We start from the raw sequence: 26,200 nt of genomic DNA, 5'->3' as shown, positions 1-26,200 counted from the left end.
TATCTTTTTTATTAGTATAAAAATTCATTATAGCAAACACTAAAAACCGGACTAGAGTAATCCTCCAGTCCGGTTTTTCTATTTAATTCCCACAGTCTTAACGACGAGTTGTATCTTCAAAATTTTGTTGAACGTTTCCTACGGTTTTCTTGGCGTCACCTTTTAATTGATCTTTTTTACCTTCGCGCTCTGTCGATTTATCTCCTGTTGCTTTACCGAGTGCTTCTTTTGCTTTACCCGCTACTTTATCAACAAGACCATCTGCTTTTTTATTGAGACCACTGTCATTTGACATAACCATTACCCCCATTTAAAAAGTTTTTTTTGCGATAGTTGTATGTTCCCGTATGACTGAATTTCAAACATTTCCTGTATCCATACCGACACGCATCCAAACAAAAATAACAGTGAACATCTTGTTCACTGTTATTCGATTTGAATGTATTCATTTACTGGGCGACGGAAACGCCTAACACTTGTTCAATCCGTTCGAACGCCCAATCCAACTCTTCTTTTGTGATGACAAGCGGTGGTGCAAAGCGAATGACTGTCTCGTGTGTTTCTTTACAGAGTAAGCCTTTCTCTTTCAACGCTTCGCAATATGGTCGAGCTGCTTCTGTTAGTTCAACACCAATGAACAATCCACGACCACGTACTTCTTTGATCATCGGGTTGTTAATTTGTTTTAATTTTTCCATGAAGTACGTACCGAGTTCGAGTGAACGTTCCGGTAACTTTTCGTCTTCTAATACTTCAAGTGAAGCAATCGATACGGCACAAGCGAGTGGATTACCACCGAACGTCGAGCCGTGTGAACCTGGATTGAAGACAGAAAGGACATCTTTATTCGCGGCAACACATGAGATTGGGAATACCCCACCACCCAGTGCTTTCCCAAGAATGTACATGTCTGGTGTTACCTCGTCCCAATCAGAAGCAAACCATTTACCGGAACGACCAAGTCCAGATTGAATCTCATCCGATACGAGCAAAACATTCTGCGCACGACAAACTTCTTGTGCATCTTTTAGGAAGCCATCATACGGAATTAAAATTCCTGCTTCGCCTTGAATCGGCTCCAAGATGAATGCCGCTGTATTTTCAGTGATTGCCTGTTTTAGTGCCTCCAGATCGCCGTATGGAATCGTCTTGATTCCAGGAAGAAGCGGTCCAAATCCTCGTTGATATTCTGCCTCCGTCGACATGGAGACGGCTGTCATCGTTCGACCGTGAAAGTTTCCTTCACAAACGATGATTTCAGCATCACCTGGGATTTGTTTCACTTCATATGCCCAGCGTCGTGCTGCTTTCACTGCCGTCTCAACAGCTTCCGCACCTGTATTCATCGGTAATACCATGTCTTTACCCGTCAATTGTGCTACTTTTTCATAGAAAAAGCCCAGTTGATCATTGTGGAAGGCACGTGACGTCAAAGTGATCTTATCCGCCTGTCGTTTTAGAGCTTCGATGATTTTCGGATGACGATGTCCTTGGTTGACGGCTGAGTAAGCACTCAACATATCCATATAACGACGTCCTTCCGGATCCGTGACGAAGACACCCTCTGCTTCTGAAATGACGATCGGGAGTGGATGGTAGTTATGTGCTCCGAACTGTTCTGTCTGTTGAATGATTTTCTCTGTTTGATTCATCGAGATTCCCCCTTATAGCTCTTTAGAAAACGCTTTCAAAATCATTATAGCAGATTTTCTTGTATAATCTTCATCTAAAAAATGTATAACCTAGAGGATTGGGATGCGTAAGAATTGAATATATTGGGAAAAGACAAGACAAGTGAACCGTCATCTCTTTTCATCATAAAGGAGCGTGCGCACGTAATGGATCGTTCGACCATTGATTCCTATGAAGTCGTCATTCAAGAGTTTCCACTACCGTCTTTCATCTTAAATATCGATTTGACCATTCGTTCCTGGAACGAGTTAGCAGAACAGCATTGGGGCTGGACACAACAGGAAATCGTCGGACAAATCGTTCCTTTACTTGACCAGGAAGATATGGCATTCAGCCATCAAATTTGGCATTCTTTTTTGGAACGCCGTCAATCGGTCCAATTGCCGAATGCCTCCTTATTCCATAAGTCTGGTACTCCCATGACCTCAACGTTGCTACTGTCTCCTCTACTTGATGAAGTAGGCAATGCCATTGCTGCTTTCGTTTGCTGTATTCCGTCTGCTCAACAACCGATTACAACAAAACCATTATTTCAAGGTTTGATGGATTTACGTCAGGCGTTCGATCAAATCGCCAGTGTCGCTGTATTTGACGCGCGTGGTGCAATTACGTATATAAACGACCAACTTATGGATGTAACAGGTTACTGTCCTGAAATGCTTATTGGTCAGCCATGGTCCGTAATTCTCGATCAAACTAGTACGGCTGTCTCAGAAATCCGAACACAACTCCGTGAACGCAAAGCATGGTCTGGTCGTCTTAGTCTCATTTCACACACGGGTGAACGAAAACATCTTCAAGCGACATTGATTCCGATTTATGATGCAAACGGCGTGCGTTTTCAGCATCTGTTCATCGGTAACGACATTACGGAAACAACTGTGCTTGAAGAAGAACTTGATTTTTTAGTGCATCACCATGAGATGACGCATTTATTGAATAAACGTGGATTTTTACGCGAAGGGGAAGCATTGTTCCAGTCTGCTGCATCACATGAACCCATTGCACTCATTTTGTTCGATATCGATCGTTTCAAAGTCATAAACGATTCGTTTGGAACACATGTCGGGGATCAACTCCTTCAAGCAATGGCAACACGGCTTTTGCAACATGCGACGGGTGTCCTTGCTTTTCATCCGACGAGTGATTTATTCGGTGTCCTATTACCTGCACCCTCGAGTAATCTACTCTTTCAATATGCTCGAAAATTACAACAAGCGTTACAACGTCCTTATTACATTAACGGTCATTCACTCATCGTTTCTTGCACATTCGGTATCACCGTCTATCCGTCTGAAGCGAAAACACTTGAAGATTTATACCGCCGCTCTGAAACTGCTCTCTATGCGGGAAAATCAATTGGTACGGGAACGATTCAGTACTTAACACACGAGATGGACACACAATTCACACGTAAAATCCAACTCGAACGTTCTCTCTTCACGGCACTCGAAGATCAGTCGCTCTACCTTGCTTATCAACCGATCATCGAGCTTCAATCACAAGCCGTCAAAGGATTCGAAGCGTTATTACGCTGGAATCATACGGCGCTCGGAAATATTCCGCCGGATGAGTTCATCCCACTCGCCGAAGAGGCTTCTCTAATCACACCAATCAACAACTGGGTCATCATCGAAGCATGTGAACAGCTCGCGAAGTGGCAACAAACGATTGACCCTGAATTGACGATGGCGATCAACATTTCACCGCACCAATTCCAAAGTGACTCCTTTATTCGAACGTTGCAACATGTCGTAACGGAGCGACTCGTTTCGCCATCTTCCGTCACGCTCGAGATGACAGAGAATATTGCTATCTTACAGACACAACGAACCGTCGAACGCATGCACCTCATTAAGTCACTCGGTTTCCGCTTATCGATTGATGATTTTGGAACCGGCTACTCTTCTTTACAGTATCTCAGCGCGTTTCCAATTGATGAATTAAAAATCGATAAAGTGTTCATTGATGGACTAGCAATGAACGAACATGCTTTGCTGGATTCTATCATTCAACTGGGTCGCAATCTAGAGTTGAACCTCGTCGCTGAGGGTGTCGAGACAGAACATGCCTTGACTTACTTGAAAACGACAGATTGCCAGTACATGCAAGGGTTCATTTTCTCTGAACCACTGTCCGTACAGGATGTCGAAAAAAGATTCTTAACCCCTTAATAAAAAAAGAAGTCACGGTGATTTTTATCCACCGTGACTTCTTTTGCCTATCGTTTCTTACAATTGAATTTCTCCTACGACCATTCCGTAAACAGCCACTCCGGCTAAGACAACAAGAATCATGCTAGCAATCCACTCGTAGCGTGACATGCCTGTCCGTTGCTGTTCTCGTTCTGCTAACGCATATGCTAAAATGCCTGGCGCATAAACTAATGCCGCAATGACGATATACCAAACGCCCGACGCATAGACGAGCCAAATAGAGTACGCGGATGCGATGACCGAGAAGAGTAACATTTTCCGATTCCGCTCTTCCCGTGAAGTCCGGATGCTGTACAAGGCTGATAACAGATATGGTAAGAGCGCACAAATCCCGGCAATACTTGATAGAACGAGATACGTCTGTGCAGAGAATAGCGCAATCCCAGCAACAATTTGTGTGGCGATCTGTGTAATCAGTAGTGCTCCGACTGGTGCCCCTTTTCGATTCGTCTTAGCGAATGCTTTCGGGAACGCACCATCTTTCGCAACCAAATATGAAATCTCTGATGCTAAAATCGTCCATCCAAGAAGCGCTCCGGATAGAGAGATGATTAAACCAATCATGATGATCGTCGCGCCGACTGGTCCGATTGCTGCCTCTAATACATACGCCATCGTCGGTTCCTTTAATCCAGCCAGTTTTTCTTGACTAAGGACGCCAAGTGATAAGACCGAAATCAAGATATAGATGACTAAAACACCAACGAGTCCCGTTACGGTCGCTTTTCCGACATCACTTCGATTTTTAGCACGACTCGATAAAACGACTGCCCCTTCAATTCCAACGAACGCCCAAAGCGTGACGAGCATCGTTCCTTTTACTTGATCGAAGATTGAACCGAGTTCTGTCCCATCTCCCCAGATGTCTAAATTGAACGTTTTGATATTAAAGGCGATCCCAACCAATAGAATGAAAATCAAAATTGGAACGAGCTTTGCAATCGTTGTAATCAGATTGACGAGGGTCGCTTCCTTGATCCCGCTTGAGACAAGCCAGAATAATCCCCAAATGACTACCATACTCATCAAGAGAAGGAATATCCGATTCTCTGCCGCGAAAATCGGGAAGAAATAACTAATCGCATTGAAGACGAGTGTGATGTTCGCAACCGTTCCAATCCATGCAGATACCCAGTATCCCCAAGCACTGTTGAAACCGACGAAACGTCCGAACCCTTCACGTGCATAGGCATAAATACCACCTTCAAGTTCGGGTTTACTGTTTGCAAGGTGCTGGAAGACGAGCGCGAGCATGATCATTCCAATTCCTGTAATACTCCATCCGATGAGAATAGGTCCTGCACTTGCACTTTGGGCCATTGCACCGGGAAGGTTAAAGGCACCTCCACCGACCATCGAACCGATAACCATTGCTGCGAGAGCAAAGAAGCCAATTTTTTGTTGATTCATGATGAGACACTTCCTTTTTCCGTATATCTATTACATCTTACGTATATTCATTCGAAAGACACAAAAGTCATTATAACAAATCACCTTTTAAAGTAAAGAAAGGATTTGAGACGAATGAACTGGATTCATGTATTTCAGCTCGAGGATCTCTTTAAACTCCTGTTGGCTGCTGCCCTTGGAATTTTCATGGGATTCGAGCGTGAAATTAAAAATAAACCGGTCGGTATACGCACTAGCCTCGTAATTACCCTCATCAGCTGTCTTTTAACCATCGTATCCATCAAATCCGTTTCACTCTATCACGATATGGCGACGAATGTTCAAATGGATCCGATGCGCCTTGTCGCACAAATCATTGCCGGTATCGGCTTCATTGGTGCTGGTGTCATTTTGCGTCGTCCTCACGATATCGTCAGTGGATTGACGACGGCCGCCATTATATGGAGTTCAAGTGGAATTGGAATTGCTGTCGGTGCAGGATTTATATGGGAATCGGTTTTTCTTGTTTTATTTTTGTTCTTCTTATTAGAGGGATTGACTCGAGGAATGCGCCGCATTAATAACAGTCGATTCGAAGCGAACGTCCTTGTCGCACACTTGCTCCTTCCTGCTGATCTGGACCCATCTGAAATCATCTTCGCTCTTGAACGAAAAGGTGTTCATATTACGAATATGCGCATGCGAGGAGATCCGGTTCGGTTGACATTACGAATGTATTCTCCGCATAAACTGACCATATTCCTACTTTATGACTATTTAAAATCACTCGGAATTAAGGATATAGACCTTGATCAGTGAGAATTATCTGAAAATTTATGTTGCATTTTTAATCACTTTCACTTAAATTAACAATATGTTCACATTTTTCTGAAATATTTAACTCTAACTCTCGGGGGGTCATCGTTCCATGAATAAAACATCGAAAATTGCGTTTGCTGGACTATCTAGCATCGCACTACTTGCTGTCGCTGCATGCGGGCAAGGAAATGATGAAAACACAAGCGGATCTGATTCAAAAAACAAGAAAAAGGAAGTCACGCTCGTTTCGACGACAGATGTACCTCAGCTTGATCCGACGAAAACGACGGACTCGACTTCCATCATTGTTACGAACAACGTCTTTGAAGGACTTTATCGACTCGATGGTGATAACAAGCCGACACCTGGAATCGCAGAAAATGTCGAAGTGTCAAAAGATAAAAAGACATATACATTCAAATTGCGTAAAGATGCGAAGTGGTCGGATGGATCAGCCGTCACAGCAGATGATTTCATCTATGCTTGGAAACGCGCACTTGATCCAAAGACAGCAGCAGAATACGCATACATTTTACAGGACTTGAAAAATGCCAATAAAATTATGGCAGGCAAAGCTGAACTCGATGAACTCGGTGTCAAGAAAATCGATGATCAGACACTTGAAGTACAACTCGAAGCTCCAGCACCTTACTTCCTTGGTTTGACGAGTTTTCCGACTTACTTACCATTAAAGCAATCATTCGTTGAAGATAAAGGCGATAAGTTCGCGACAAGTGTGGACACTATGGTCTTCAACGGACCTTTTGTCCTCGATAAGTGGCAAGCGAACGCGGGTTGGACATATAAGAAAAACCCGGATTACTGGGATAAAGCAAACGTCAAGATGGATCAGATCAACGTTAAAGTCGTTAAGGAAATCTCGACTGGCGTCAACCTCTTTGAAGCAAAAGAAGTCGACTTCGCACCGATTACATCTGAATTCGTCTCACAATATGAAAAATCAGAGGATTACAAGACACGTCCAGATGCTCGGATCAACTTCCTCCGCTTTAACCAAAAGAATAAAGCATTGAAAAACAAGAACATTCGAAAAGCGCTCGCACTTGGTTTTGAGAAACAAGGGATTACGGACGTCATCCTAAACGATGGATCAAAACCAGCAAACTTCATCGTTGCGAAAGATTTCACGTTCACACCCGATGGTGAGGATTTCCGAGTGAAATATCCGGATCTTCAAAGCTATGATGCTGATGCAGCGAAAAAAGCTTGGGATGCTGGATTGAAGGAACTTGGTGTCAAAACCGTCGAACTCAGCATGCTCTCACGGGATGAAGATGCATTCAAGAAAGTCTCTGAATACTTAAAAGGTGATCTAGAGAAACATCTTCCTGGTTTGACGATCAATATCAAACAACAACCGTTCAAGAACTTCCTCGACCTCGAATCGAAGGGCGATTATGATATCTCTGCAGCTGGATGGGGACCTGACTACCAGGATCCAATGACATTCCTCGATATGTGGTTGACAGGCGGAAGCTTCAACCGGATGGAATACTCGAACAAAAAATTCGATGATCTCATCAAAGGGGCAAAACAACAAGCAGATGAAGCGAAACGTTGGTCTGATATGCAAGAAGCTGAAAAAATCTTGCTAACCGATGACTACGCGATCGCGCCGATCTATCAAAAAGGTGAAGCGTACTTGCAACGGACAAACATTGATAAATTATACCGTCACCCATTCGGTGCCGATATGAGCTTTAAATGGATGGAAATCAAGTAAACGAGGACCTGACGCACACATCGAATTCTTTAATCAACAAGTAGTGGACCTCGTCCGCTACTTGTTTTTGATTTCCTGAAGATATCCCTAAAAACAACAAAGACCCCTTCTGACGGAGCCATCGGGGGTCTTTACTGTGCGATTTGTTTATAAAAAGCGATTTCTTCATCTTGTCCTTCTTCCACTGCTCGGAAGAATTCAGCAAAATAGGCGTACAAAACGGTGCGTTCTTCATACGTCGGTCTGGCTTGACGAATAACGGAGAATGCAAGGTTTCGCAATTGACGTTTCGTTCGCCGATGTGTCGGAAGTGCATAAAATTGACGCGTGAATGAACGATAGACGTCCGCAATCAAGACTTCATGTCCTTCAAAATATGATTTATCCATAAATATAGTCCCCTTTCCACTTTAGTGATTCTATTCTTTTCTACGACTCTTTTAAATAAAGAGTTTCAAAGAAAGTGAGGTTTCTCACAAATGATATAGACCTTACTATAACAAGCTTTCCAAAATGATTCAACATCCAAACTATTAAGTTTCATTAAGAATATTTAGACCTTTTGTAAAGTGTCTTTCTTTGATTTTAGATCATCTATTTCTAATAAAAAACGGTCTGAGTCCCGGAAAGAGACTCAGACTCGCGATGGACTTTAGTTTGCTTGTACTGAAATATGCTGGAAGTGTTTCACATCGAATAACCCACTGTCGGTCAACTTCAATTCCGGAATGACCGGTAAGCAAAGGAACGACATCGTCAAATAAGGATTAAAGGACCGATCCGCTTCTAATACATCAAGTGCATCGTTTAATGCTTCGAGTGTATCCCCGACTTCTTGGAAAGGACGATTTGTCATCAGCCCAGCGATTTCGAGCGGTAATTCTGCAAGCACGTCTTGCCCATTAACAGCAATGACACCCCCACCCGCTTGAACAAGACGTTCTGCAGCGAGTTGCATCTCTTCGTCTGATGCCCCAACGATGACGAGATTATGTGAATCATGGGCAACGGTCGCAGCAATCGCTCCACGCTTCATCTTAAATCCTTTGACGATCCCAACTGCTGAGAACGATGTCCCGTGATGACGCTCAATGACAGCAATTTTTAAGAGATCCTCCTCTGGCACAGGAACGAAATGCCCTTCTTGAAGTGGAACGTCGAGAATTAAGTGCTCGGTGACGATGCTTTTCGGAATGACTCCGATGACATGCGCACGTGCTGATTCGAGTGGAAGGGCGAATACTTCTGGTGTGATCGGTTTTGTATTCAAGGTTCCACGTAATGACTCCGGCACATGAGCACGGCGAACGGGTCGAATCGTTTTCCCTGCTCGTGCGACACAATTCCCTTGAATATAAACCTCATCAATCACGACGTTATCGGCATCCGATAATAAGACGAAGTCCGCCCGGCGTCCTGGTACGATGGCTCCCCGATCGTCTAGAAGATACGCGTTCGTCGCGTGCAACGATGCCATCGCATACGCTGTTTCGCGTTTAATCCCATGACGAATCGCATAGCGAATATTATAATCAATCGTACCTTCGCGTAATGTATCGTCCAAATGTTTATCATCCGTACAGAAGAGAAATCTGCTGGCATTACTCTCTGTCACGGCATCGAGTACTTCCTTCAAGTTTCGGGCTGCTGACCCTTCCCGTACTTCGACATACAGACCACGCCGTGCTCGTGCAATTGCATCTTCCTTACTGACGGATTCATGATCCGTCCGAATTCCAGCGACACCATAAATGTTGATTTCGCGTGGTCCGAGTCCTGCAGCATGTCCATCGACAAGTTTCCCTGCGTCTTCAATCTGTTTAATTTTTTGTAACATGTCGCGATCGGCTCGTTCGACAGCCGGATAATCCATGACTTCCCCTAAACCATGGACACCCGGATGATTGACGAATGGCGCAAGTGCCGCAGCATCAAGTGATGCCCCCGCATGTTCAAACGAAGTCGCCGGAACACAGCTCGGTAACATCATGCGCACGTCAAGGGCGAGATCTTCTGCATCATCTAGCATGAAGGACAAACCTTCTGCGCCTTTGACGTTCGCAATCTCATGTGGATCCGCGATGATCGTCGTGACGCCTAGTGGTAAAATCGCTTGCTCATACTCACTTGGTGGTACCATCGATGATTCGATATGGACATGGGCATCAACAAAACTTGGAGCGATGAACAGACTCGTTCCCGGACGATTCTCGACTCCTTCATACCCCTCTCCGACAGCAGCAATAAAGCCTGAATCAATCGCTACATCTGCCGTATACGTCTCACGTGTCATGACATCGATGACTGAAATGTTCTGATAGACGACAGCTGCTTTCTCTTTTTTTGCAGCAATCGCAATCAATCGTTCACGTACTGTTTGTTCCATCCTGTCTCCTCCTGGTGTAAGCGTATTTTCACTATCTTACAATTAGTTTGGAAGCTGTTGCAATTTATTTTTTGTAACGTCAAGATGAAAGAGTATGGATTTAATGCCTGAGGGGGAAAAACGCATGAAATATCGTGTCGGTTCACTTATTCCAAACATCGATCCATCCGTTTATTTAGCGGATGGATCAAAGGTCATCGGAGAGGTCACGATCGGAAAAGACTCATCCGTCTGGTTCAATACAGTCATCCGGGGAGATGAAGGTCCGATCCAAATCGGAGAACGCGTCAACATTCAAGATGGTTCGATGATTCATCAGTATGAAGGGTTTCCGACTATCATTGAAGATGAAGTCACGATTGGTCATATGGCAATGATTCATGGAGGTATCATTCGAAAAGGAGCTTTGATTGGAATGTCGGCAACGATCCTTGATGAAGCCGAAATTGGAGAAGGTGCATTCGTTGCTGCCGGAAGTCTTGTTCCGCCAAAAATGAAGGTGCCTGCAGGGACAATGGTTATGGGGGTTCCTGCAAAAATCGTCCGCGATATCAGCGACCATGATCGATTCATCATGGAACGGACAGTTCGAAAATATGTGAAACGAGGGCAGCAATATGCCGATAGTTGTGAAGCCATTACAGAGGATTTGACAAGTTTGTGAGAACGTTTACAAAGTTCACAGGTTCTTAATACCTCCCCTCTTCCGTCTTTACAATTCTTTCGTACACTAGAGGTGCAAGAGATGAATCAAGACACAGAGAGGGGATTTTTATATGATTCCAGTATATGAAGAACGTATTATGTCTGATTTATTTTCATCTACGAGTAACCCAAGCTATGGTTTGCCGACATTACCTGAATTCGAAACAGATTGGTTGACAGCTGAGGTTCAAGTACGTATCGTTAAAGATGCCGAGCACCGCCTTGGAACATTAAACCGAGAGGAAGAACGTGTATGATTCAGCAACGCACTGTTCGCGCTTGGCTCGCTAGTCGCATCAAAAAATAATTTAATCACTTGATTACGTATTTTCCAAAACGATATAGCGCGTCAGCGCGCATACAAAAAGAGCCGAAGCGGATTCCCGCCTCGGCTCTATCTGTTTATTTAGAAATCAATCCTTCTTTAATCAAGAAATCACGCGCGACTTTTTCAGGACGCTGCTTCTCAACATCTGCTTTGTAGTTCAGTTCTTGCATTTTTTCATCCGTGATTTTATCCTTCAATGTGTTGAGGACTTTTTTCAGCTCTGGATGTTCTTTAAGGGTTTCTTGACGAACAAGTGGTACCGCATAGTAGGGTGGGAAGAACTCTTTATCATCTTTAAGTACAGTCAAATCAAATTTCTTCAAAAGACCGTCTGTTGAAAAACTATCGATGACATTCGTTCGACCGTTCGTCAATGCTGTATAGCGAAGTCCTCCATCAACTGGTTGTACATCTTTGAACTTCATATCCGGATACTTCTTCTTTAGACCAAGATAACCATCTTCACGGTTCGCGAATTCAATCGTTGAACCGAGAATCAAGCGATCACTGACTTTTGACATGTCCGACACTGTCTTCAAGTCGTACTTCTTAATGTCTTCTTTTGTCATGGCAAGAGCATACGTATTGTTGAAGCCGATCGGATCTAGGACATCGACCTGACTTTTTTCGGGAATCATCTTCCCGACTTTTGCATAGACCGTTTTCGGATCCGTCTCGACTTCCTGCTTGAGCACGTCGATCAACAATGTCCCTGTGTACTCGACATACGCGTCAATCTCCCCTTTTTCAAGCGCCCCGTAAGCGACCTTCGTCCCCCCGAGATTTAATTGACGTTCGACTTGTAGATCCGTTTTATCTTCGATTAAATCCGCTAACATATTTCCAAGAATCAACTGTTCCGTAAAGTTCTTCGATCCGATGACGATCTTATCTTCCTTGAGGAAAGAATAAGCGACTGTACCACCAACCAATAGGAAGACGATGCTTGCGATTGCGATCTTGCGTCCCGCTGACATCGCTTTACGGCGCTTCCGTGCCTTGTTTTTAATTCGACCATCTGCGAGCGGAATACCGTTCGGCGCCACCGAATATTCAATCCGGCTGACGACGAAGTCGATGATAAGCGCTAAGATACCAGCTGGAATCGCTCCGGCGAGAATCTGGTTATTATCAACCGTTTGAATACCTGAAAAGACAAGGTAACCAAGACCACCGGCACCGATGAATGCTGAAATCGTCATTAAACCAACCGCTGTGACGGCTGAAATCCGAATCCCTGCCATCATGATCGGTAAGGCAAGCGGAATCTGGACCTTACTGAGGATTTGACGATCCGTCAAACCAATTCCTTTTGCTGCTTCAAGCGTATCTCCCGGAATACTCGATAGACCTGTGTACGTATTTTTGACGATCGGCAAGAGTGAATAGAGCACGACCATGATGATCGCTGGTGTCGATCCGATACCGATGAACGGAATCAAGAAACCGAGTAAAGCAAGACTCGGGACGGCTTGCACGACGCTCGTCAGCGCGAGGACCGGCTTCGCGAACTTTTGATAACGCGTGATTAAAATCCCGATCGGAATCCCAAGGACGACGGCGATGACGACGGCAAAGACCGTCAGCTGTAAGTGCTCCAGTAATAAGTCACCGATTTGATCGGTATTATTTTTTACATAATCAAAGAAACCGTTCATTGGACTTCCTCCTCATGAATGAATTGCTCACTCAAGACGGAAAGTAAGCTACTACGTGTGATTAATCCTCTTAGTTTTCCTGTTGCATCTGTTACCGGCAGATAACCTGTCTCTTCCTGATTCATGACTTCAAGGACATCAAGTAACGAATCGTGTTCATTGACGGCAATGATTTCGCCCTCCATTACTTCTTCAATTCGTTGGCTCTTATCCGGGATCGTTTGGATGTTCTTTAACTTAATCAGCCCTTGTAAAACGCGGTCACGATCAGTGATCAATAGACTGTCGACTTTTCGCCCACGCATGATCTCAATTCCCTGTAGCAATGTACGTTTGCCACTGATTGAAACTGGATCCTCAATCATGATATCTTCTGCCTTAATGAATTCTGGACTACTCCAAATTTTATTTTTTCCGATGAACGATTCGACATATTCATCTTTTGGATGACGCAGGATTTCTTCTGGAGTATCGAACTGAACGATTTCCCCGTCACGCATGATACATATCCGATCCGCTAACTTGATCGCTTCATCCATATCATGAGTGACGAAAACAATCGTCTTTTTCACTTCCTCTTGTAAGTTGAAAAGCTCTTCCTGCAAATCATTACGAGTAACGGGATCGAGAGCACTGAACGGCTCATCCATCAGGATGACATCAGGATCATTCATCAGAGCACGCGCGAAACCGACACGTTGCTGCTGTCCGCCACTGAGTTCGCTCGGATAACGATCAATAAATTGTCTCGGATCAAGCCCGACCATCGTTAATAGTTGTTCTGTCCGCTGATCCATCTCATCGTGATCTTTCCCCTCAAGTCCAGCAATCAATTGAATGTTTTCCCGGACCGTCATATGAGGGAACAGACCAGTTTGCTGAATGACATATCCCATATGGCGTCTTAATTCGATCGTATCCGTCTTCATGATATCCTTCCCATTGACCAAAATCGTGCCTGAAGAAGGTTCGATCAATCGATTGATCATTTTAAGTGATGTCGTTTTCCCACAACCACTTGGTCCGATAAAAACAACGAGTTCACCCTTTTGAATCTCGAGCGATAAGCCTTTTAAGACGACATTTTCCTTAAACTGCTTGCCGACGTTTTTGAATTCGATCATTCCTTCTCACTCCTTTTTACTATTTCCATATATTATGGTTTCCCAAAAAGATTATGGTTTAAACAAATTTCCATCAAATCAGTTTTATTTCTTTGAAAAAGGGGAAATTCTTAGTTCTTTTTTTAAAAATAAAGGGAATACTTAAATAAAGAGTACTGATAAAGCATGTTTTGATGAAGGAGGCCCTTAACGATGAACATCAAGAAACCCACCATCATGATGATCGGATTGCTTCTCCTAACCCCACTTTCAATTCCCTCACAGGTCGATGCAGCGAGTTCTACGTTTGTCACAAAAGGAACGACGACCAAAAAAGTCGTCGCATTGACATTTGATGACGGTTCAGACGGAACGAACATTGCCAAAATATTAAGTGTCTTAAAAAGTAATCAAGTGAAAGCTACTTTCTTTTTAACAGGCAGTGGTGCAAACAACCATCCTCAATCGATTAAAAACATCACAACCGCCTCTCCAACACATCAAATCGGCAATCACTCGTATTCACATCCGGATTTCACGACTTTATCAGCAAGCCAAATGACAAGTGAATTATCCCGGACGGAGTCGCTCATCCGATCCTTGACCGGAAAAACGACGAAACCGATTTTTCGGGCGCCGTTCGGTGCGAGTAACAGTAAGGTATTGAGTGTCGTCGGAGCGGCTGGTTATACGAAAACGATTCAATGGAATATCGATTCGACGGATTGGAAAGGCATCTCTTCAACAGCCATCTTGGATCGTGTAATACCAAAAGTCGTTCCTGGATCAATCATCCTCATGCACACTGGGGCTGGTGCGAAAGGAACACCAACCGCTTTGCCAACGATGATTTCAAAACTAAAAGCAAAAGGCTATTCGTTCGTCACGATTTCAGAACTGTTGCGTTCTACGGTCCCAACCGGTACGACGTATACTGTCAAAGCGGGCGATACACTCTATTCGATTGCCCGTAAATACAATGTTTCGGTCTCTGCCCTCGCGAGTGCGAACAACATCACAAATTGGAGTCTACTCAATGTCGGTCAAGTCTTAAAAATCCCGACAACGACGTATACGGTTAAAGCGGGTGATACACTTTACTCGATCGCGACACGTTACGGTGTCACCGTCACAGCATTAATGCAGGCGAACGGCATCACAAATCCGAATCTCTTACTCATTGGACAAGTCTTGAAAATCCCAAAATGAATATACTGATCACAGCACAAAAAAACGATTCCTCTCTAGTCGCGAGAAGAATCGTCACATGTATGAAAAAACCGGCGAAATTGCGCCGGTTTTTTTGTCGTCAATCGCTTGACCCCTCACCTCTTATGACTCTGAACGGACCCCATTGATTCCAAGATCACACTGAACTAAGTCCGCATATGTTTGTCGACGGACGACTTCGCGGGATTCCCCGTCCCGAACGAAGACGAGTGCCGGACGTAAGAATTGATTGTAGTTGCTTGCCATCGAGAAGTTATACGCTCCCGTTCCAAATACAGCGAGGGTATCGCCACTCTTTGGCGTAACTAACTGCGCTTTTTCAGCGACGAGATCACCTGATTCACAAGCTGCTCCAACGACAGTCATTTCGGTCGTTTCGCCACTCATCCGGTTAGCGATGACGGTTTCATAAACCGCTCCGTAAAGTGCGGGACGAATGTTATCCGTCATTCCACCGTCCACCGAAAGATATGTCCGGACGCCTTCGATCTCTTTGATTGCCCCAACTGTATAAAGTGTCGTCCCTGCATTCGCAACGACCCAGCGTCCTGGTTCGATACCGATTCGCGGACGTTCGATGCCAAGTCGTGCCGTTTCCGTCTCAATGACATCCATGACGCGTGCGATCGTCGCTTCAAAATCAAGTGGCTGGTCGTCCTGCGTATAGGCAATTCCGAACCCACCTCCAACGTTGACTTCGCTGACTGTGAAATCATGTTGTACACGAATTGTTTCGACGAAGCCCATCATCGTCCGAGCCGTCTGTTCGAACAGCGACGGATCTTGGATTTGCGAACCGACATGACAATGGATGCCAAGTAACGATAGATGTTCTGATGCTAAAATCGCTTCGATTGCGTCTAAGTAATCTGACGCATGTGTCGAGAAACCGAATTTCGTATCGACACCACCTGTCTGAATTTTCGCATGCGCTCCACCGATGACTTGTGGCACGATCCGAATCAAGACATGAACCGTTCGACCAGCTTGTGCCGCAATCGCTTCCAGTTGTGCAATCTCTGCAAAGTGATCGATGACGATTCGTCCGACACCTTCTTCGACAGCATACTGAAGATCAGCCGTTGATTTATTCGAACCATGGAAATAAATTCGTTCTGCTGGAACGCCCGATTGACGGGCGATGAAGAGTTCCCCGCCCGTGACGACGTCAATTCCAAGACCATGACGCACGACTTGTTCATACACCGCACTGACAGTCAATGCTTTAGAAGCGAAGGAAGCATACGTATTCGGATACTTATCAAGGAAGTGTTCCCGGACGGTCGCCAGTCGATCCGTCAGCTCCCGTTCTGCCATCACGTACAATGGTGTTCCGTACTGTGCTGCAAGATCGGTCGCTGCGACACCATCGATGTGCAACGTGTTGTTTTCTTCTGTCAGGTATTGACTTCCATACATAATAAGTTCCTCCTTATAGATACTGATGCGTCAAACGCCAAGACCGGGCACACATCTGCTCTGAATTGTTCGCTGCTCCTGTCCGAGTAATATCGTCAATTTCAACGCCATCCCCGTATAGCACGACCTCGTCTCCGACCTCAACCGTCCCATCGACAGCGACGAACGTATGACTCATGAATAATTTATTGATGACCGGATAAGGTTTTTCTTTAATATGAACAGGCAGAGCGGCACGCCCACGGACGACACCGTCTCCATAGCCGACTGGTAAGATGGCAATCCGCATCGGTTCTGTACTCGTAAAATTCGTCCCGTACCCAACGTGTTCACCCGGTCCGATTTCGCGAATTTCAACGACCTCCGTCGTCATCCGTAGCGAAGGAACGAGCCAGTCCATCTTTTCAATCGGTGAATAGCCGAATAAGAAGATTCCAGGGCGGACATAATTACAAAATGCGAGACGCGGATCGTGTTTGACGATCGTCGCACTGTTTTCCGAGTGCATATACGTAAACGTATGGCGCTTTCGTAACACATCGGCAATGGCGACGAAACGTTCGACTTGTCCATCGTGATCCGCATCCGGCTCATCGGCAAGCGGAAAATGTGTATATAAACCTGTTAAAGCGAGCGAATCTGCTTGCGCAAGCGCAAGAACAGCTTCCGCCTCTTGAAGCGAACTGACACCAAAACGATTCATCCCGACGTTGATCTTCAAATGTAACTCGATTCCTTGCAGCTGTTTACTGTTTAGGGCGAGCCATTCTAGCGATGAGACACCGAGTGCAATTCCGAAACGTCGTGCTGTTTCAAAATCCTCCGTCGGATTCATCACCAGTACATAACTGTCTGGAAAATTCGTTTTGATTTCAATGGCTTCATACAACTCGGCGACAGCAAAGTGATGCACATCAGACGCCGTCAGCGTTTCGACCATCTCGAGCATGCCTAAGTTGTACGCATTGTTCTTGACCACGGCAAAAATATGTTTACGTGATCGAGCGAAGACCGATGCGACGTTCTGTCGCACCGCCTTCCGATCGATCGTGACGAGTGTACGCGTCGTCATTCTGCGACAGCTGGTGTCACATACGTCAACCAATCCGCATATTGCGGCAATTGACCTGTGACGGCTTGACGGTAAAGATCGAGCAACTCATCTGCGACGTTCCGTGTTCCGCCGTTGATGGAGATATGATCGATTTCACCGACACTCGTGATTTCAGCAGCTGTTCCTGTTAAGAAAATCTCATCTGCGACATATAACTCATCGCGTCCGATGTGACGTTCGACGACAGGATAGCCTTGATCTTGTGCCAAACGGATGATGACTTGGCGTGTGATACCGTCGAGTACTGAACAATCAAGTGACGGTGTATGAATCGTTCCGTTTTTAAGAAGGAAAAGATTCGCAACACTCGCTTCACTAACGTTTCCGTTCATGTCGAGCGCGATTGCTTCATCAAATCCATCACGGATGGCTTCACCTTTTAAGAGTTGTGAGTTCATATAGTTGGCAGCCGCTTTCGCTTGCATCGGCATCATCGTTGATGAGACGCGGCGGTATGATGCGACTTTGGCACGGATGCCAGCACCTTTATCGAAGTATTCCCCAAGCTCCCAGCAAGAGATACCGACATGAACTGTCGTATCTTTCGCCATCAATGCTTGCCATGGCGTACCGAGGAACACGAATGGACGGATATAACAAGATTCGAATCCGTTTTTCGCAACTAAATCGATCGTTGCTTGAACAAGTTCGTCGACAGTATACGGAATCGTGACATGGTAATACGCACAACTGCGGAAGAGACGCTCGATATGTTCCTTCAATTGGAAAATTGCCGGTCCGTCCGGTGTCGCATACGCACGAATTCCTTCAAAGAATCCACTACCGTAGTGAATCGCATGTGACATGACGCTCGTGTTCGCATCTTTCGGATCATGAAAGACTCCATCTAACCAAATTGCTTCTCCATACTGTGTATCCACTGCCATGTGTTTTCCTCCTCTTCGACGTCAATCAGAGTGAACGTAAATCATCCACCAATTGCGTCTTCTCTTCTGTTTTCGCATCTTTCTGTTTGATGACACGTGCAGGTGTTCCAGCAACGACGCTTCCAGCAGGTACGTCTTCTGTGACGACACTACCAGCAGCGACGACGGCATCTTTGCCGACTTTGACGCCTTCAAGAATGACTGCATTTGCACCAATCAAGACACCGTCTTCAATGATGACAGGTGTTTTTGAAGGTGGTTCGAGGACACCCGCGACCACGGCACCTGCGCCGACATGAACGTTTTTCCCGATCGTCCCACGTGCACCGACGACAGCGTTCATATCAATCATTGTACCATCTCCGATTGATGCACCGATATTGATGATGGCACCCATCATGACGACCGCGTTATCACCGATGACAACATGATCACGAATCCATGAACCTGGTTCGATGCGCGCATTCAAGTGACGTGTATCAAGCATTGGTACCGCACTGTTGCGACGGTCATACTCCACGTGAACATCTGTGATGCGATCTGAATACTTTTCTAAGAAAGTAGCCGCAAGTCCTGCATCCGCGAAGAAAATCTTTGATTCATCTGATCCGAACGCTGTAGCGCCTTCGATCGTCAAGCCCGCCAAATCGCCATTGACGTAAAGTTTTACCGGTGTTTGTTTTTTAGCATCTTTAATGAATTTAGCAATTTCGTAAGCATCAGTGAGTAACATGTGAATCCTCCTGTGTGTAGAGCGTCTCTAATGTATAGAGTCCCGCTGTTTTTTGAATGAGTGCTTCAGCTGCTTTAATCGCACCAGAAGCAAATACTTTTTTCGATAACGCCGTATGTTTGATTTCAATCAGTTCATCGACACCGGCGAATAAGACTTCGTGTTCACCGAAGATCGTTCCACCGCGCATCGCATGCATCCCGATCTCGTTCGTCTCTCGCTTTTGCCGCGTCTGTGATCGGTCATACACCGGTGTCACGTCACGTGCCGTCTGAATCGTTTGCAATAACAACTCAGCCGTTCCGCTTGGAGCATCGACTTTTTGGTTGTGATGTTTCTCGAGCAATTCGATGTCATACGCCCCTGCTAGTGGGACGAGTGTCTTCAGCAGTTGCTGCACCATCGCGATGCCGTACGACATATTGTACGACTGGAAGATTGGAATTTCTTTCGCAGCGTCCTTGATCGATGTCAGTTCCGCTTCTGAAAAACCAGTCGTTGCAATGACGAGTGGTGTTTTTGTCGCCAGCCCGTATGCGAGCAGATCCGGTAGCAAACTCGGATGCGAGAAGTCGATGATCGCATCGACCGTCTCTGACATCTCCGTTAGCTCCGCATATGAAGCGATCGTATCGGATGACTTCGTCCGGTCAACAATCGCCACGACACTTTGTGGTGCGAGTTCGACGACGTATTGTCCTGTCGCCCCATAACCGTGTAACGCAAGTTTCATCGAACCACTCCTTTGTAAGCCCGCATCGTTTCGAGTAAGTGGGCGTGTCCCGCTTCCGATTGACGGACGAGCGGCAAGCGTGGCGCACCGACAGCAAAGCCGAGTTCTTCAAGCGATGCTTTGACTGGGATCGGATTGACGTCACTGAACAAAGCACCGATGACCGGTAACAAGTCTGCCTGAATCCGGCGAGCCGTGACGAGATCTTGCCCTAGTAATGCCTCAGCAAGTGCTTGTGTCTCTGCTGGGTACGGGTTAGAGAGAACTGAAATAACACCCTGTGCGCCCCATGCCATGTACGGAAGGATTTGATCATCATTTCCACAGAAGACCGCGAAGTCTTCCGGAATCGCCGCCATCAGTTCACCCATAAAGCTGACATCTCCACTCGCTTCCTTAAAGGCTTGGATGCGTGGATGACGTGCTAACGTCACTGCTGTTTCGACTGCGATCGTAACGCCTGTCCGGGATGGAACGTTGTACAGCATGATCGGCAACTCTGTTGCATCAGCGACCGCTGTGAAGTGTGCGACGAGACCGGCCTGTGATGTTTTATTGTAGTACGGTGTGACGAGCATCGCTGCGTCCGCACCGAGACGTTCTGCGAGTAATGTTTTCTCGATTGTCGCTGCGGTGTTGTTCGAACCTGTTCCAGCAATGACGGGTACTCGTCCTGCCGTGACCTGAACGGCAGTCGTCAGGAGTTGTTCGAATTCATTATTCGTTAGTGTCGATCCTTCTCCTGTCGTCCCTCCGACGACAAGTGCCTGAATCCCTGCTGCGAGTTGTTGCTCGATTAAGCGTTCGAATACGTGTAAATCCAACTCGCCTGCTTCATTAAATGGTGTGACGAGTGCTGTACCTGCTCCTTTGAACATGAAGAACTCCTCCTTTTTTTATGAATGAATCGACTGTTCGATGGCTTGGCGTGCAACTTGCACGGCGTTTGACGCGGCACCTTTTCGGATGTTGTCAGCTACACACCAAAGATGGAACGTGTTTGCGAGACTATCATCTTGTCGAATTCGTCCGACGTAGACATCGTCCGTCCCACTCGCGTCGAGTGGCATCGGATAGCGCGTATTCGTGACATCATCGACGAGGACGACGCCGGGTGCCCCATCTAACGCTTCACGGATTGCTGTAACCGTCGTCGGTTGTGTAAACGTGACGTTGATTGCAACCGAGTGAGAGTTCGTGACCGGAACTCGGACACATGTCGCACTGACGGGTAATGCTGGAAGATTGAAGATTTTCCGTGTTTCATCAATCATCTTCTGCTCTTCTTTCGTATAACCGTTCTCAAGGAATACATCGATATGCGGCAAGATGTTATCGTGAATCGGATGCGGGTAATTGACGGGTTCTTCTCCGCGCGCCCCACGCGCCAAGTCCTCGATTCCTTTTTGACCAGAACCCGATACGGCCTGATACGTCGTGTAGTTGATCCGCTCGAATCCGAGTGACTGGAGCGGTGCTAAGGCGACGACGGATTGAATCGTTGAACAGTTCGGATTTGCGATTAAACGATCCGTCGCTTGAATCGCTTGTGGATTGACTTCTGGCACGACGAGTGGAATCGTCTCCTGCATCCGGAAGGCACTTGAATTATCAACGACGAGTGTTCCGTTTTCAGCTAGTAACGGGGCATATTGCTCACTGATCGTTCCGCCCGCTGCGAACAACGCGACATCGATTCCGTCTTCCGTGATGTTTGGTGTCAGTGCTTGGATCGTGATGTCTTCTCCCTTGAACTGTACCGTGTTCCCTGCTGAACGAGCAGAAGCGTAAGCGGACAGGCGGCTGACCGGGAAATCCAGTTCTGCAAGTACTTGTAACATTTTTTGACCGACGGCGCCGGTTGCTCCAATGACGGCTACATGATACATGCTGTTTTCCTCCTTATAATTCGAACGCGTTGGCAATCGCTGCAACCGTCCGTTCAATGTCTGCTTGTGCAATCGTGTACGAGATGCTGATTTCTGATGTCGTGACTTGATAGAACGGGATATTCTCTGCTCGGAAGATTGCGAACAACTTTGAGGCAACACCCGTTGCATCCCGCATCCCGATGCCGACGACAGATAACTTCGCATGCTGATTGTGGCGGTCGACCTTGACTGTCGTGAAACGATCCATGATATCTTTCAATGCTTCATCGAGGAACTCTTCCTCGTCAAGTGGACATGAGAACGATAAGAAGATGTCACTGTCGAACGTCGTTTGACTGATCATGTCGATGTTGACGTGGCGGTTTGATAACAGTTCGAAGATATCGGCTACTGCTGCATTCGTTTGCGGTACGTGTTTGATTGATACCGTCAAAACGTTCTTCGTGACACTGACACTCGTCACCGCTTTTTGTTCCATTGTTTCCGTCGCTTCCATGATCCATGTTCCCCTTTTCGATTCAAGTGTTTTCCCGACGAAGATGTGTACGCCGTATTTTTTTCCTAGTTCGACACTCCGCATTTCCATGACCTTCGACCCGAGGGCGCTCATCTCCATCATCTCATCATACGAGATGTGCGGAATCGGTTGAGCAGCAGCATGGATTCGTGGATCAGCTGTATAGACACCGTCGACATCCGTGTAGATTTCACACCGTTTATCAAGGACTGCCGCAAGCGCAACAGCCGTCGTATCCGATCCACCACGTCCGAGCGTCGTGACATCACCGAGTTCGTTGACCCCTTGGAATCCGGCGACGATGACGACATCGTACGTTTCGAGTTTTTGTCGTAACAGATCTCCATCAATCTGTTTGATCTTACTTTTCGTATGCACGCCCATCGTGCTGATTCCTGCTTGAGCGCCTGTTTGCGATAACGCTTTGACACCGAGCGAGTTGAGGGCGATGCTGAGTAATGAAATCGTCTGTTCTTCTCCGATGGCAAGCAGTCGATCGAGTTCTCTTCGCTCGGGGCGATCTGTGATGGCTTGCGCCTGAGCAATCAAAGAATCTGTCATCTTGCCCATCGCCGAAACGACGACGACGAGTTTTTCACCTTCGGCTGCGCGACTCTTCAAATAATTCGCAATAGACTGAATCTGTTCGACAGTCGCAACCGAGCTTCCACCAAATTTAAGTACAGTTGTCACAATCCTATCTCCTTTGTCCCGATACAGAAAAAAACGACGGGCCGGTAGGAGCGTTCCTACGGCCCGTCGTTATCACGATCGGACAAACGAAGACAAAGTCATTCGTTCTTTTACGTAAGATAGCGCTCCGAAACATCGGTTTCGGCAGTACAACGGATCTTAACCGTTGTACCAGCAAATGAGAAGAAGCATCTTCTCGTTCACTTCGGCGGACTTCCCCTTTCACATCATTCAGCATGCTTGCCTTCAAGAATGATGCTACTCATGTCATCCGCGCCTCTATCTGTCGGTTGTTAGTTACAGTTATAGCAGACATCTTTTGTTAAATCCAGTCATTTGACTGATTTTTTTCAAAATCCGTCAATTTGCAAGATGCTGTTTTGCGAGTTCGAGTTGCTCCGACACGGCAGCAAACCCTGTTCCGCCGTAGCTAGTCCGGCGTGCTACTGCTTGAACCGGATCGAGGAGCGGATAGACGTCTTCCGTGATATCAGGATGGAACGTTTGATACGTCTCGAGGTTCAAATCCTTCAGGAAACAACCGTTCTGCACACAGTAAAGGACGGCTTTACCGACGATTTCATGTGCTTCCCGGAATGGTATGCCTTTCGTCACAAGGTAGTCGGCGAGTTCCGTTGCATTCGAGAAGTCTTGCATTGTCGCCTTCTTGAGCGCTTCGGTCTTAAACGTCGCGGATTCAATCATTCCAGTAAAAATTTGAACGGATTGGAGAACGGTATCTGCTGTATCGAAGACCCCTTCCTTATCCTCTTGCATGTCTTTGTTGTAAGCGAGTGGTAATGCCTTCATCGTCGTCAAGAAGCCCATCAGATTGCCGTAGACGCGCCCCGTTTTCCCACGAATCAATTCAGCGAAATCAGGATTTTTCTTCTGTGGCATCATGCTCGACCCTGTCGAGAAAGCATCAGACAACTCGATGAAGCCAAATTCTTGCGATGCCCAGATGATGATTTCTTCACAAAAACGCGAGAGATGCATCATGACGGTCGAGGCGATCCCGAGGTATTCGATGACGAAATCGCGGTCGGAGACAGCGTCGAGACTGTTCGGATAGATTGACTCAAAACCGAGCAACTCGGCAGAACGGAAACGATCGATTGGGAATGTCGTCCCCGCGAGCGCGCCTGCCCCGAGCGGTGATTTCCGGATCCGCTTTTGATTATCCGTCAACCGTTCGACATCACGTTCGAACATCCAGAAATAAGCGAGCAAGTGATGCGCAAGCGAGATCGGTTGTGCCCGTTGCAAATGCGTATAACCTGGCATGACCGTCTCGATATGTTGCTCAGCTTGTTCCGTGATAACCGATTGGAGCTCGCGTAATGCCGTCGTCAACGCTTCAACATGTTGTTCCATCCATAGATGTAAATCCGTTGCGACCTGGTCATTTCGGCTCCGTGCCGTATGCAGTTTTCCTGCAACCGGACCAATCTGTTCCGTCAATAGACGCTCGAGATTCATGTGAATGTCTTCATCTGCTAGCGTATACACATGATCCGCTAACGTCGTTTCCAGTTGCTTCAGTCCTTGCTCGATTTGTGTCCACTCGTCTTGAGCGAGGATCCCTTGTTCAAATAGCATCTGCGCGTGTGCGAGACTGCCTTTTAAATCGACGCTCGCTAATTTTTGATCGAACGTGATCGATGCTCCGAAGGCTTCCGCTTGAGCGGAAGCACTTTCCGTAAAACGTCCACCCCAGAGTTTGGTCATTTCGTTACACCCGCCTGACGATGTACGCTCGCATGAGTCGAAACGGCAAGTCCGTGTAATTTGATGAAGCCTTTTGCTGCTTCATGATCGAACGCGTCTTCTTTCGTGTACGTCGCAAGTTTCTCATCGTAGAGTGAGACAGCGGACTGACGACCTGTCACGGTTGCGTTTCCTTTGAACAGTTTAACGCGAACTTCTCCTGTGACGTCCTGTTGTGTTGCCGTCAAGAAAGCTTTCAAGCCTTTCGTTAATGGTGCGTGGAAGAGACCGTTGTAGATCGTTTCTGCATATTGTTTACTGAGTAGTGGTTTGAAATGCGCGACGTCCTTCGTCAACGTAATCGTCTCGAGTGCAGCGTGCGCTTTGAGTAAAACCGTTGCTCCTGGGCACTCATAGACTTCCCGCGATTTGATACCGACGAGACGGTTCTCGACGTGGTCGATCCGTCCGACCCCATGTGCACCAGCGATGATGTTCAGTTCCGTGATCAGTTTCGCCAGTGGATATGACGTTCCGTTGATCGAGACCGGAACACCTGCTTCAAAGCCAATGATGACTTCTTCTGCCTGATCCGGAGCGTCTTCTGGCGCTACTGTCAACGCGTAAGCGTCTTGCGGTGGCTCTGTCCAAGGGTTTTCTAGGACGCCACACTCGTTACTCCGTCCCCAGAGGTTCATGTCGATTGAGTATGGGCTATCGAGGTTGATCGGAATCGGCACATTGTTTTCTTTCGCATAGGCGATTTCTTCTTCCCGTGACCATTTCCACTCCCGAACCGGTGCAATGACTTCGAGTGACGGATCAAGCGCTGCGACAGAAACCTCAAACCGGACTTGGTCGTTCCCTTTTCCGGTACATCCGTGCGCGACAGCCGTTGCACCGTGTTGATGCGCGACTTCGACGAGCTTTTCTGCGATCAACGGACGTGAAAGCGCTGAAATCAATGGATAGGCATTTTCGTAATGAGCGCCATATTGAAGTGCTGGCAAGACGAAGTCTTGTGCGAATTCTTCCTTAACATCGAGGACGATCGATTCGATCGCACCGACGAGGAGTGCTTTTTCTTTAATGACGGATAAATCTTTTCCTTCTCCGACATCCATGCATAAGGCAATGACGTCATAGTCCTTGCTCAACCATTTGATGGCTACCGATGTATCAAGTCCCCCAGAGTACGCTAAGATCAATTTTTGTTTCGACATGTATAATTC

The 26,200-nt window shown here is 46.5% G+C and carries 23 protein-coding genes and 1 riboswitch; of the genes, 6 read left to right on the top strand and 17 right to left on the bottom strand.

Annotated elements, in window-relative coordinates:
- Positions 1–97 precede the first annotated feature (97 nt).
- Both L985_RS02900 and L985_RS02895 read right to left on the bottom strand, forming a co-directional pair.
- Complete coding sequence (locus tag L985_RS02900) at positions 98–295, bottom strand: CsbD family protein (RefSeq protein WP_035412412.1); 198 nt, start codon at positions 293–295, stop codon at positions 98–100.
- A 154-nt stretch (positions 296–449) separates the two neighbouring features.
- Positions 450–1,652 (bottom strand): ornithine--oxo-acid transaminase, encoded by a 1,203-nt coding sequence (locus tag L985_RS02895; protein WP_023467138.1) that lies wholly within the window; start codon positions 1,650–1,652, stop codon positions 450–452.
- A 186-nt stretch (positions 1,653–1,838) separates the two neighbouring features.
- Here L985_RS02895 and L985_RS02890 point away from each other — a divergent pair, with 186 nt between their 5' ends.
- Positions 1,839–3,866 (top strand): sensor domain-containing phosphodiesterase, encoded by a 2,028-nt coding sequence (locus tag L985_RS02890; RefSeq protein WP_047395046.1) that lies wholly within the window; start codon positions 1,839–1,841, stop codon positions 3,864–3,866.
- A 57-nt stretch (positions 3,867–3,923) separates the two neighbouring features.
- On the opposite strand, the gene L985_RS02885 is transcribed toward L985_RS02890, so the two are convergent.
- Positions 3,924–5,321: a basic amino acid/polyamine antiporter gene (locus tag L985_RS02885; protein ID WP_201247407.1), complete on the bottom strand. Its 1,398-nt coding sequence runs from the start codon at positions 5,319–5,321 to the stop codon at positions 3,924–3,926.
- Positions 5,322–5,432: 111 nt separating this feature from the next.
- Between L985_RS02885 and L985_RS02880 the strand changes: the two genes are divergently transcribed.
- Together L985_RS02880 and L985_RS02875 are read left to right on the top strand one after the other, a co-directional pair.
- Positions 5,433–6,116 carry an MgtC/SapB family protein gene (locus L985_RS02880; protein ID WP_035412404.1) on the top strand — a complete coding sequence of 228 codons (684 nt, stop codon included), beginning with the start codon at positions 5,433–5,435 and terminating at the stop codon, positions 6,114–6,116.
- Between the two features lie 109 nt (positions 6,117–6,225).
- Entirely contained in the window at positions 6,226–7,860 is a 1,635-nt protein-coding gene (locus L985_RS02875; RefSeq protein WP_035412402.1) for a peptide ABC transporter substrate-binding protein, read from the top strand.
- Positions 7,861–7,991: 131 nt separating this feature from the next.
- Here L985_RS02875 and L985_RS02870 read toward each other — a convergent pair whose 3' ends face one another.
- Together L985_RS02870 and ade are read right to left on the bottom strand one after the other, a co-directional pair.
- Complete coding sequence (locus L985_RS02870) at positions 7,992–8,249, bottom strand: hypothetical protein (RefSeq protein ID WP_035412398.1); 258 nt, start codon at positions 8,247–8,249, stop codon at positions 7,992–7,994.
- Between the two features lie 263 nt (positions 8,250–8,512).
- Positions 8,513–10,246 carry an adenine deaminase gene (ade, locus tag L985_RS02865; RefSeq protein ID WP_047395041.1) on the bottom strand — a complete coding sequence of 578 codons (1,734 nt, stop codon included), beginning with the start codon at positions 10,244–10,246 and terminating at the stop codon, positions 8,513–8,515.
- 124 nt (positions 10,247–10,370) lie between these two features.
- Between ade and L985_RS02860 the strand changes: the two genes are divergently transcribed.
- Positions 10,371–10,910, top strand: a complete 540-nt coding sequence (locus L985_RS02860; protein ID WP_047395039.1) for a gamma carbonic anhydrase family protein — start codon at positions 10,371–10,373, stop codon at positions 10,908–10,910.
- A 112-nt stretch (positions 10,911–11,022) separates the two neighbouring features.
- Entirely contained in the window at positions 11,023–11,208 is a 186-nt protein-coding gene (locus tag L985_RS02855; protein WP_035412391.1) for a hypothetical protein, read from the top strand.
- Positions 11,209–11,353: 145 nt separating this feature from the next.
- Here the strand turns inward: L985_RS02855 and L985_RS02850 are convergent, their stop codons facing one another.
- Together L985_RS02850 and L985_RS02845 are read right to left on the bottom strand one after the other, a co-directional pair.
- Positions 11,354–12,937: an ABC transporter permease/substrate-binding protein gene (locus L985_RS02850; protein WP_035412388.1), complete on the bottom strand. Its 1,584-nt coding sequence runs from the start codon at positions 12,935–12,937 to the stop codon at positions 11,354–11,356.
- Complete coding sequence (locus L985_RS02845; RefSeq protein WP_035412384.1) at positions 12,934–14,061, bottom strand: ABC transporter ATP-binding protein; 1,128 nt, start codon at positions 14,059–14,061, stop codon at positions 12,934–12,936. The genes L985_RS02850 and L985_RS02845 overlap by 4 nt, the downstream gene beginning before the upstream one ends.
- Before the next feature lie 192 nt (positions 14,062–14,253).
- Here L985_RS02845 and L985_RS02840 point away from each other — a divergent pair, with 192 nt between their 5' ends.
- Positions 14,254–15,249 carry a LysM peptidoglycan-binding domain-containing protein gene (locus L985_RS02840; protein ID WP_047395036.1) on the top strand — a complete coding sequence of 332 codons (996 nt, stop codon included), beginning with the start codon at positions 14,254–14,256 and terminating at the stop codon, positions 15,247–15,249.
- Positions 15,250–15,372: 123 nt separating this feature from the next.
- Here L985_RS02840 and lysA read toward each other — a convergent pair whose 3' ends face one another.
- The 10 genes from lysA to L985_RS02790 form a co-directional block, all read right to left on the bottom strand.
- Positions 15,373–16,689 (bottom strand): diaminopimelate decarboxylase, encoded by a 1,317-nt coding sequence (gene lysA / locus L985_RS02835; RefSeq protein ID WP_035412379.1) that lies wholly within the window; start codon positions 16,687–16,689, stop codon positions 15,373–15,375.
- Between the two features lie 13 nt (positions 16,690–16,702).
- A complete protein-coding gene (gene alr, locus L985_RS02830) occupies positions 16,703–17,761 on the bottom strand; it encodes an alanine racemase (protein ID WP_035412376.1) in 1,059 nt (352 codons plus the stop codon).
- Positions 17,758–18,690, bottom strand: a complete 933-nt coding sequence (locus L985_RS02825) for a branched-chain amino acid transaminase (RefSeq protein WP_023467124.1) — start codon at positions 18,688–18,690, stop codon at positions 17,758–17,760. Before L985_RS02825 ends, alr begins: the two co-directional genes overlap by 4 nt.
- A 25-nt stretch (positions 18,691–18,715) precedes the next feature.
- Complete coding sequence (gene dapD, locus L985_RS02820; RefSeq protein WP_029340774.1) at positions 18,716–19,423, bottom strand: 2,3,4,5-tetrahydropyridine-2,6-dicarboxylate N-acetyltransferase; 708 nt, start codon at positions 19,421–19,423, stop codon at positions 18,716–18,718.
- Entirely contained in the window at positions 19,410–20,156 is a 747-nt protein-coding gene (gene dapB, locus L985_RS02815) for a 4-hydroxy-tetrahydrodipicolinate reductase (RefSeq protein ID WP_047395015.1), read from the bottom strand. Before dapB ends, dapD begins: the two co-directional genes overlap by 14 nt.
- Positions 20,153–21,034: a 4-hydroxy-tetrahydrodipicolinate synthase gene (gene dapA, locus L985_RS02810; protein WP_047395011.1), complete on the bottom strand. Its 882-nt coding sequence runs from the start codon at positions 21,032–21,034 to the stop codon at positions 20,153–20,155. The genes dapB and dapA overlap by 4 nt, the downstream gene beginning before the upstream one ends.
- An 18-nt stretch (positions 21,035–21,052) precedes the next feature.
- Entirely contained in the window at positions 21,053–22,045 is a 993-nt protein-coding gene (locus L985_RS02805) for an aspartate-semialdehyde dehydrogenase (RefSeq protein ID WP_047395008.1), read from the bottom strand.
- A 13-nt stretch (positions 22,046–22,058) separates the two neighbouring features.
- Positions 22,059–23,258 carry an aspartate kinase gene (locus L985_RS02800; protein ID WP_047395005.1) on the bottom strand — a complete coding sequence of 400 codons (1,200 nt, stop codon included), beginning with the start codon at positions 23,256–23,258 and terminating at the stop codon, positions 22,059–22,061.
- A gap of 112 nt (positions 23,259–23,370) precedes the next feature.
- A riboswitch (Lysine riboswitch) is annotated at positions 23,371–23,548 on the bottom strand.
- Positions 23,549–23,618: 70 nt separating this feature from the next.
- Entirely contained in the window at positions 23,619–24,989 is a 1,371-nt protein-coding gene (argH, locus tag L985_RS02795) for an argininosuccinate lyase (RefSeq protein ID WP_047395002.1), read from the bottom strand.
- A complete protein-coding gene (locus L985_RS02790) occupies positions 24,986–26,191 on the bottom strand; it encodes an argininosuccinate synthase (protein ID WP_047394999.1) in 1,206 nt (401 codons plus the stop codon). Before L985_RS02790 ends, argH begins: the two co-directional genes overlap by 4 nt.
- Between the last annotated feature and the right edge of the window lie 9 nt (positions 26,192–26,200).

It is taken from the genome of Exiguobacterium sp. ZWU0009 (genome assembly GCF_000798935.2).
Taxonomy (GTDB): domain Bacteria; phylum Bacillota; class Bacilli; order Exiguobacteriales; family Exiguobacteriaceae; genus Exiguobacterium_A; species Exiguobacterium_A acetylicum.
Note: the sequence above shows the minus strand (reverse complement) of the source record. Positions and strands in the feature narration are given on the sequence as shown.

What these genes read in the sequence shown, in the direction of transcription:
- L985_RS02900 (WP_035412412.1), bottom strand. Translation starts at nt 295, where the DNA reads ATGTCAAATGACAGTGGTCTCAATAAAAAAGCAGATGGTCTTGTTGAT.
- L985_RS02895 (WP_023467138.1), bottom strand. Translation starts at nt 1,652, where the DNA reads ATGAATCAAACAGAGAAAATCATTCAACAGACAGAACAGTTCGGAGCA.
- L985_RS02890 (WP_047395046.1), top strand. Translation starts at nt 1,839, where the DNA reads ATGGATCGTTCGACCATTGATTCCTATGAAGTCGTCATTCAAGAGTTT.
- L985_RS02880 (WP_035412404.1), top strand. Translation starts at nt 5,433, where the DNA reads ATGAACTGGATTCATGTATTTCAGCTCGAGGATCTCTTTAAACTCCTG.
- L985_RS02875 (WP_035412402.1), top strand. Translation starts at nt 6,226, where the DNA reads ATGAATAAAACATCGAAAATTGCGTTTGCTGGACTATCTAGCATCGCA.
- L985_RS02870 (WP_035412398.1), bottom strand. Translation starts at nt 8,249, where the DNA reads ATGGATAAATCATATTTTGAAGGACATGAAGTCTTGATTGCGGACGTC.
- ade (WP_047395041.1), bottom strand. Translation starts at nt 10,246, where the DNA reads ATGGAACAAACAGTACGTGAACGATTGATTGCGATTGCTGCAAAAAAA.
- L985_RS02860 (WP_047395039.1), top strand. Translation starts at nt 10,371, where the DNA reads ATGAAATATCGTGTCGGTTCACTTATTCCAAACATCGATCCATCCGTT.
- L985_RS02855 (WP_035412391.1), top strand. Translation starts at nt 11,023, where the DNA reads ATGATTCCAGTATATGAAGAACGTATTATGTCTGATTTATTTTCATCT.
- L985_RS02850 (WP_035412388.1), bottom strand. Translation starts at nt 12,937, where the DNA reads ATGAACGGTTTCTTTGATTATGTAAAAAATAATACCGATCAAATCGGT.
- L985_RS02845 (WP_035412384.1), bottom strand. Translation starts at nt 14,061, where the DNA reads ATGATCGAATTCAAAAACGTCGGCAAGCAGTTTAAGGAAAATGTCGTC.
- L985_RS02840 (WP_047395036.1), top strand. Translation starts at nt 14,254, where the DNA reads ATGAACATCAAGAAACCCACCATCATGATGATCGGATTGCTTCTCCTA.
- lysA (WP_035412379.1), bottom strand. Translation starts at nt 16,689, where the DNA reads ATGTATGGAAGTCAATACCTGACAGAAGAAAACAACACGTTGCACATC.
- alr (WP_035412376.1), bottom strand. Translation starts at nt 17,761, where the DNA reads ATGACGACGCGTACACTCGTCACGATCGATCGGAAGGCGGTGCGACAG.
- L985_RS02825 (WP_023467124.1), bottom strand. Translation starts at nt 18,690, where the DNA reads ATGGCAGTGGATACACAGTATGGAGAAGCAATTTGGTTAGATGGAGTC.
- dapD (WP_029340774.1), bottom strand. Translation starts at nt 19,423, where the DNA reads ATGTTACTCACTGATGCTTACGAAATTGCTAAATTCATTAAAGATGCT.
- dapB (WP_047395015.1), bottom strand. Translation starts at nt 20,156, where the DNA reads ATGAAACTTGCGTTACACGGTTATGGGGCGACAGGACAATACGTCGTC.
- dapA (WP_047395011.1), bottom strand. Translation starts at nt 21,034, where the DNA reads ATGTTCAAAGGAGCAGGTACAGCACTCGTCACACCATTTAATGAAGCA.
- L985_RS02805 (WP_047395008.1), bottom strand. Translation starts at nt 22,045, where the DNA reads ATGTATCATGTAGCCGTCATTGGAGCAACCGGCGCCGTCGGTCAAAAA.
- argH (WP_047395002.1), bottom strand. Translation starts at nt 24,989, where the DNA reads ATGACCAAACTCTGGGGTGGACGTTTTACGGAAAGTGCTTCCGCTCAA.
- L985_RS02790 (WP_047394999.1), bottom strand. Translation starts at nt 26,191, where the DNA reads ATGTCGAAACAAAAATTGATCTTAGCGTACTCTGGGGGACTTGATACA.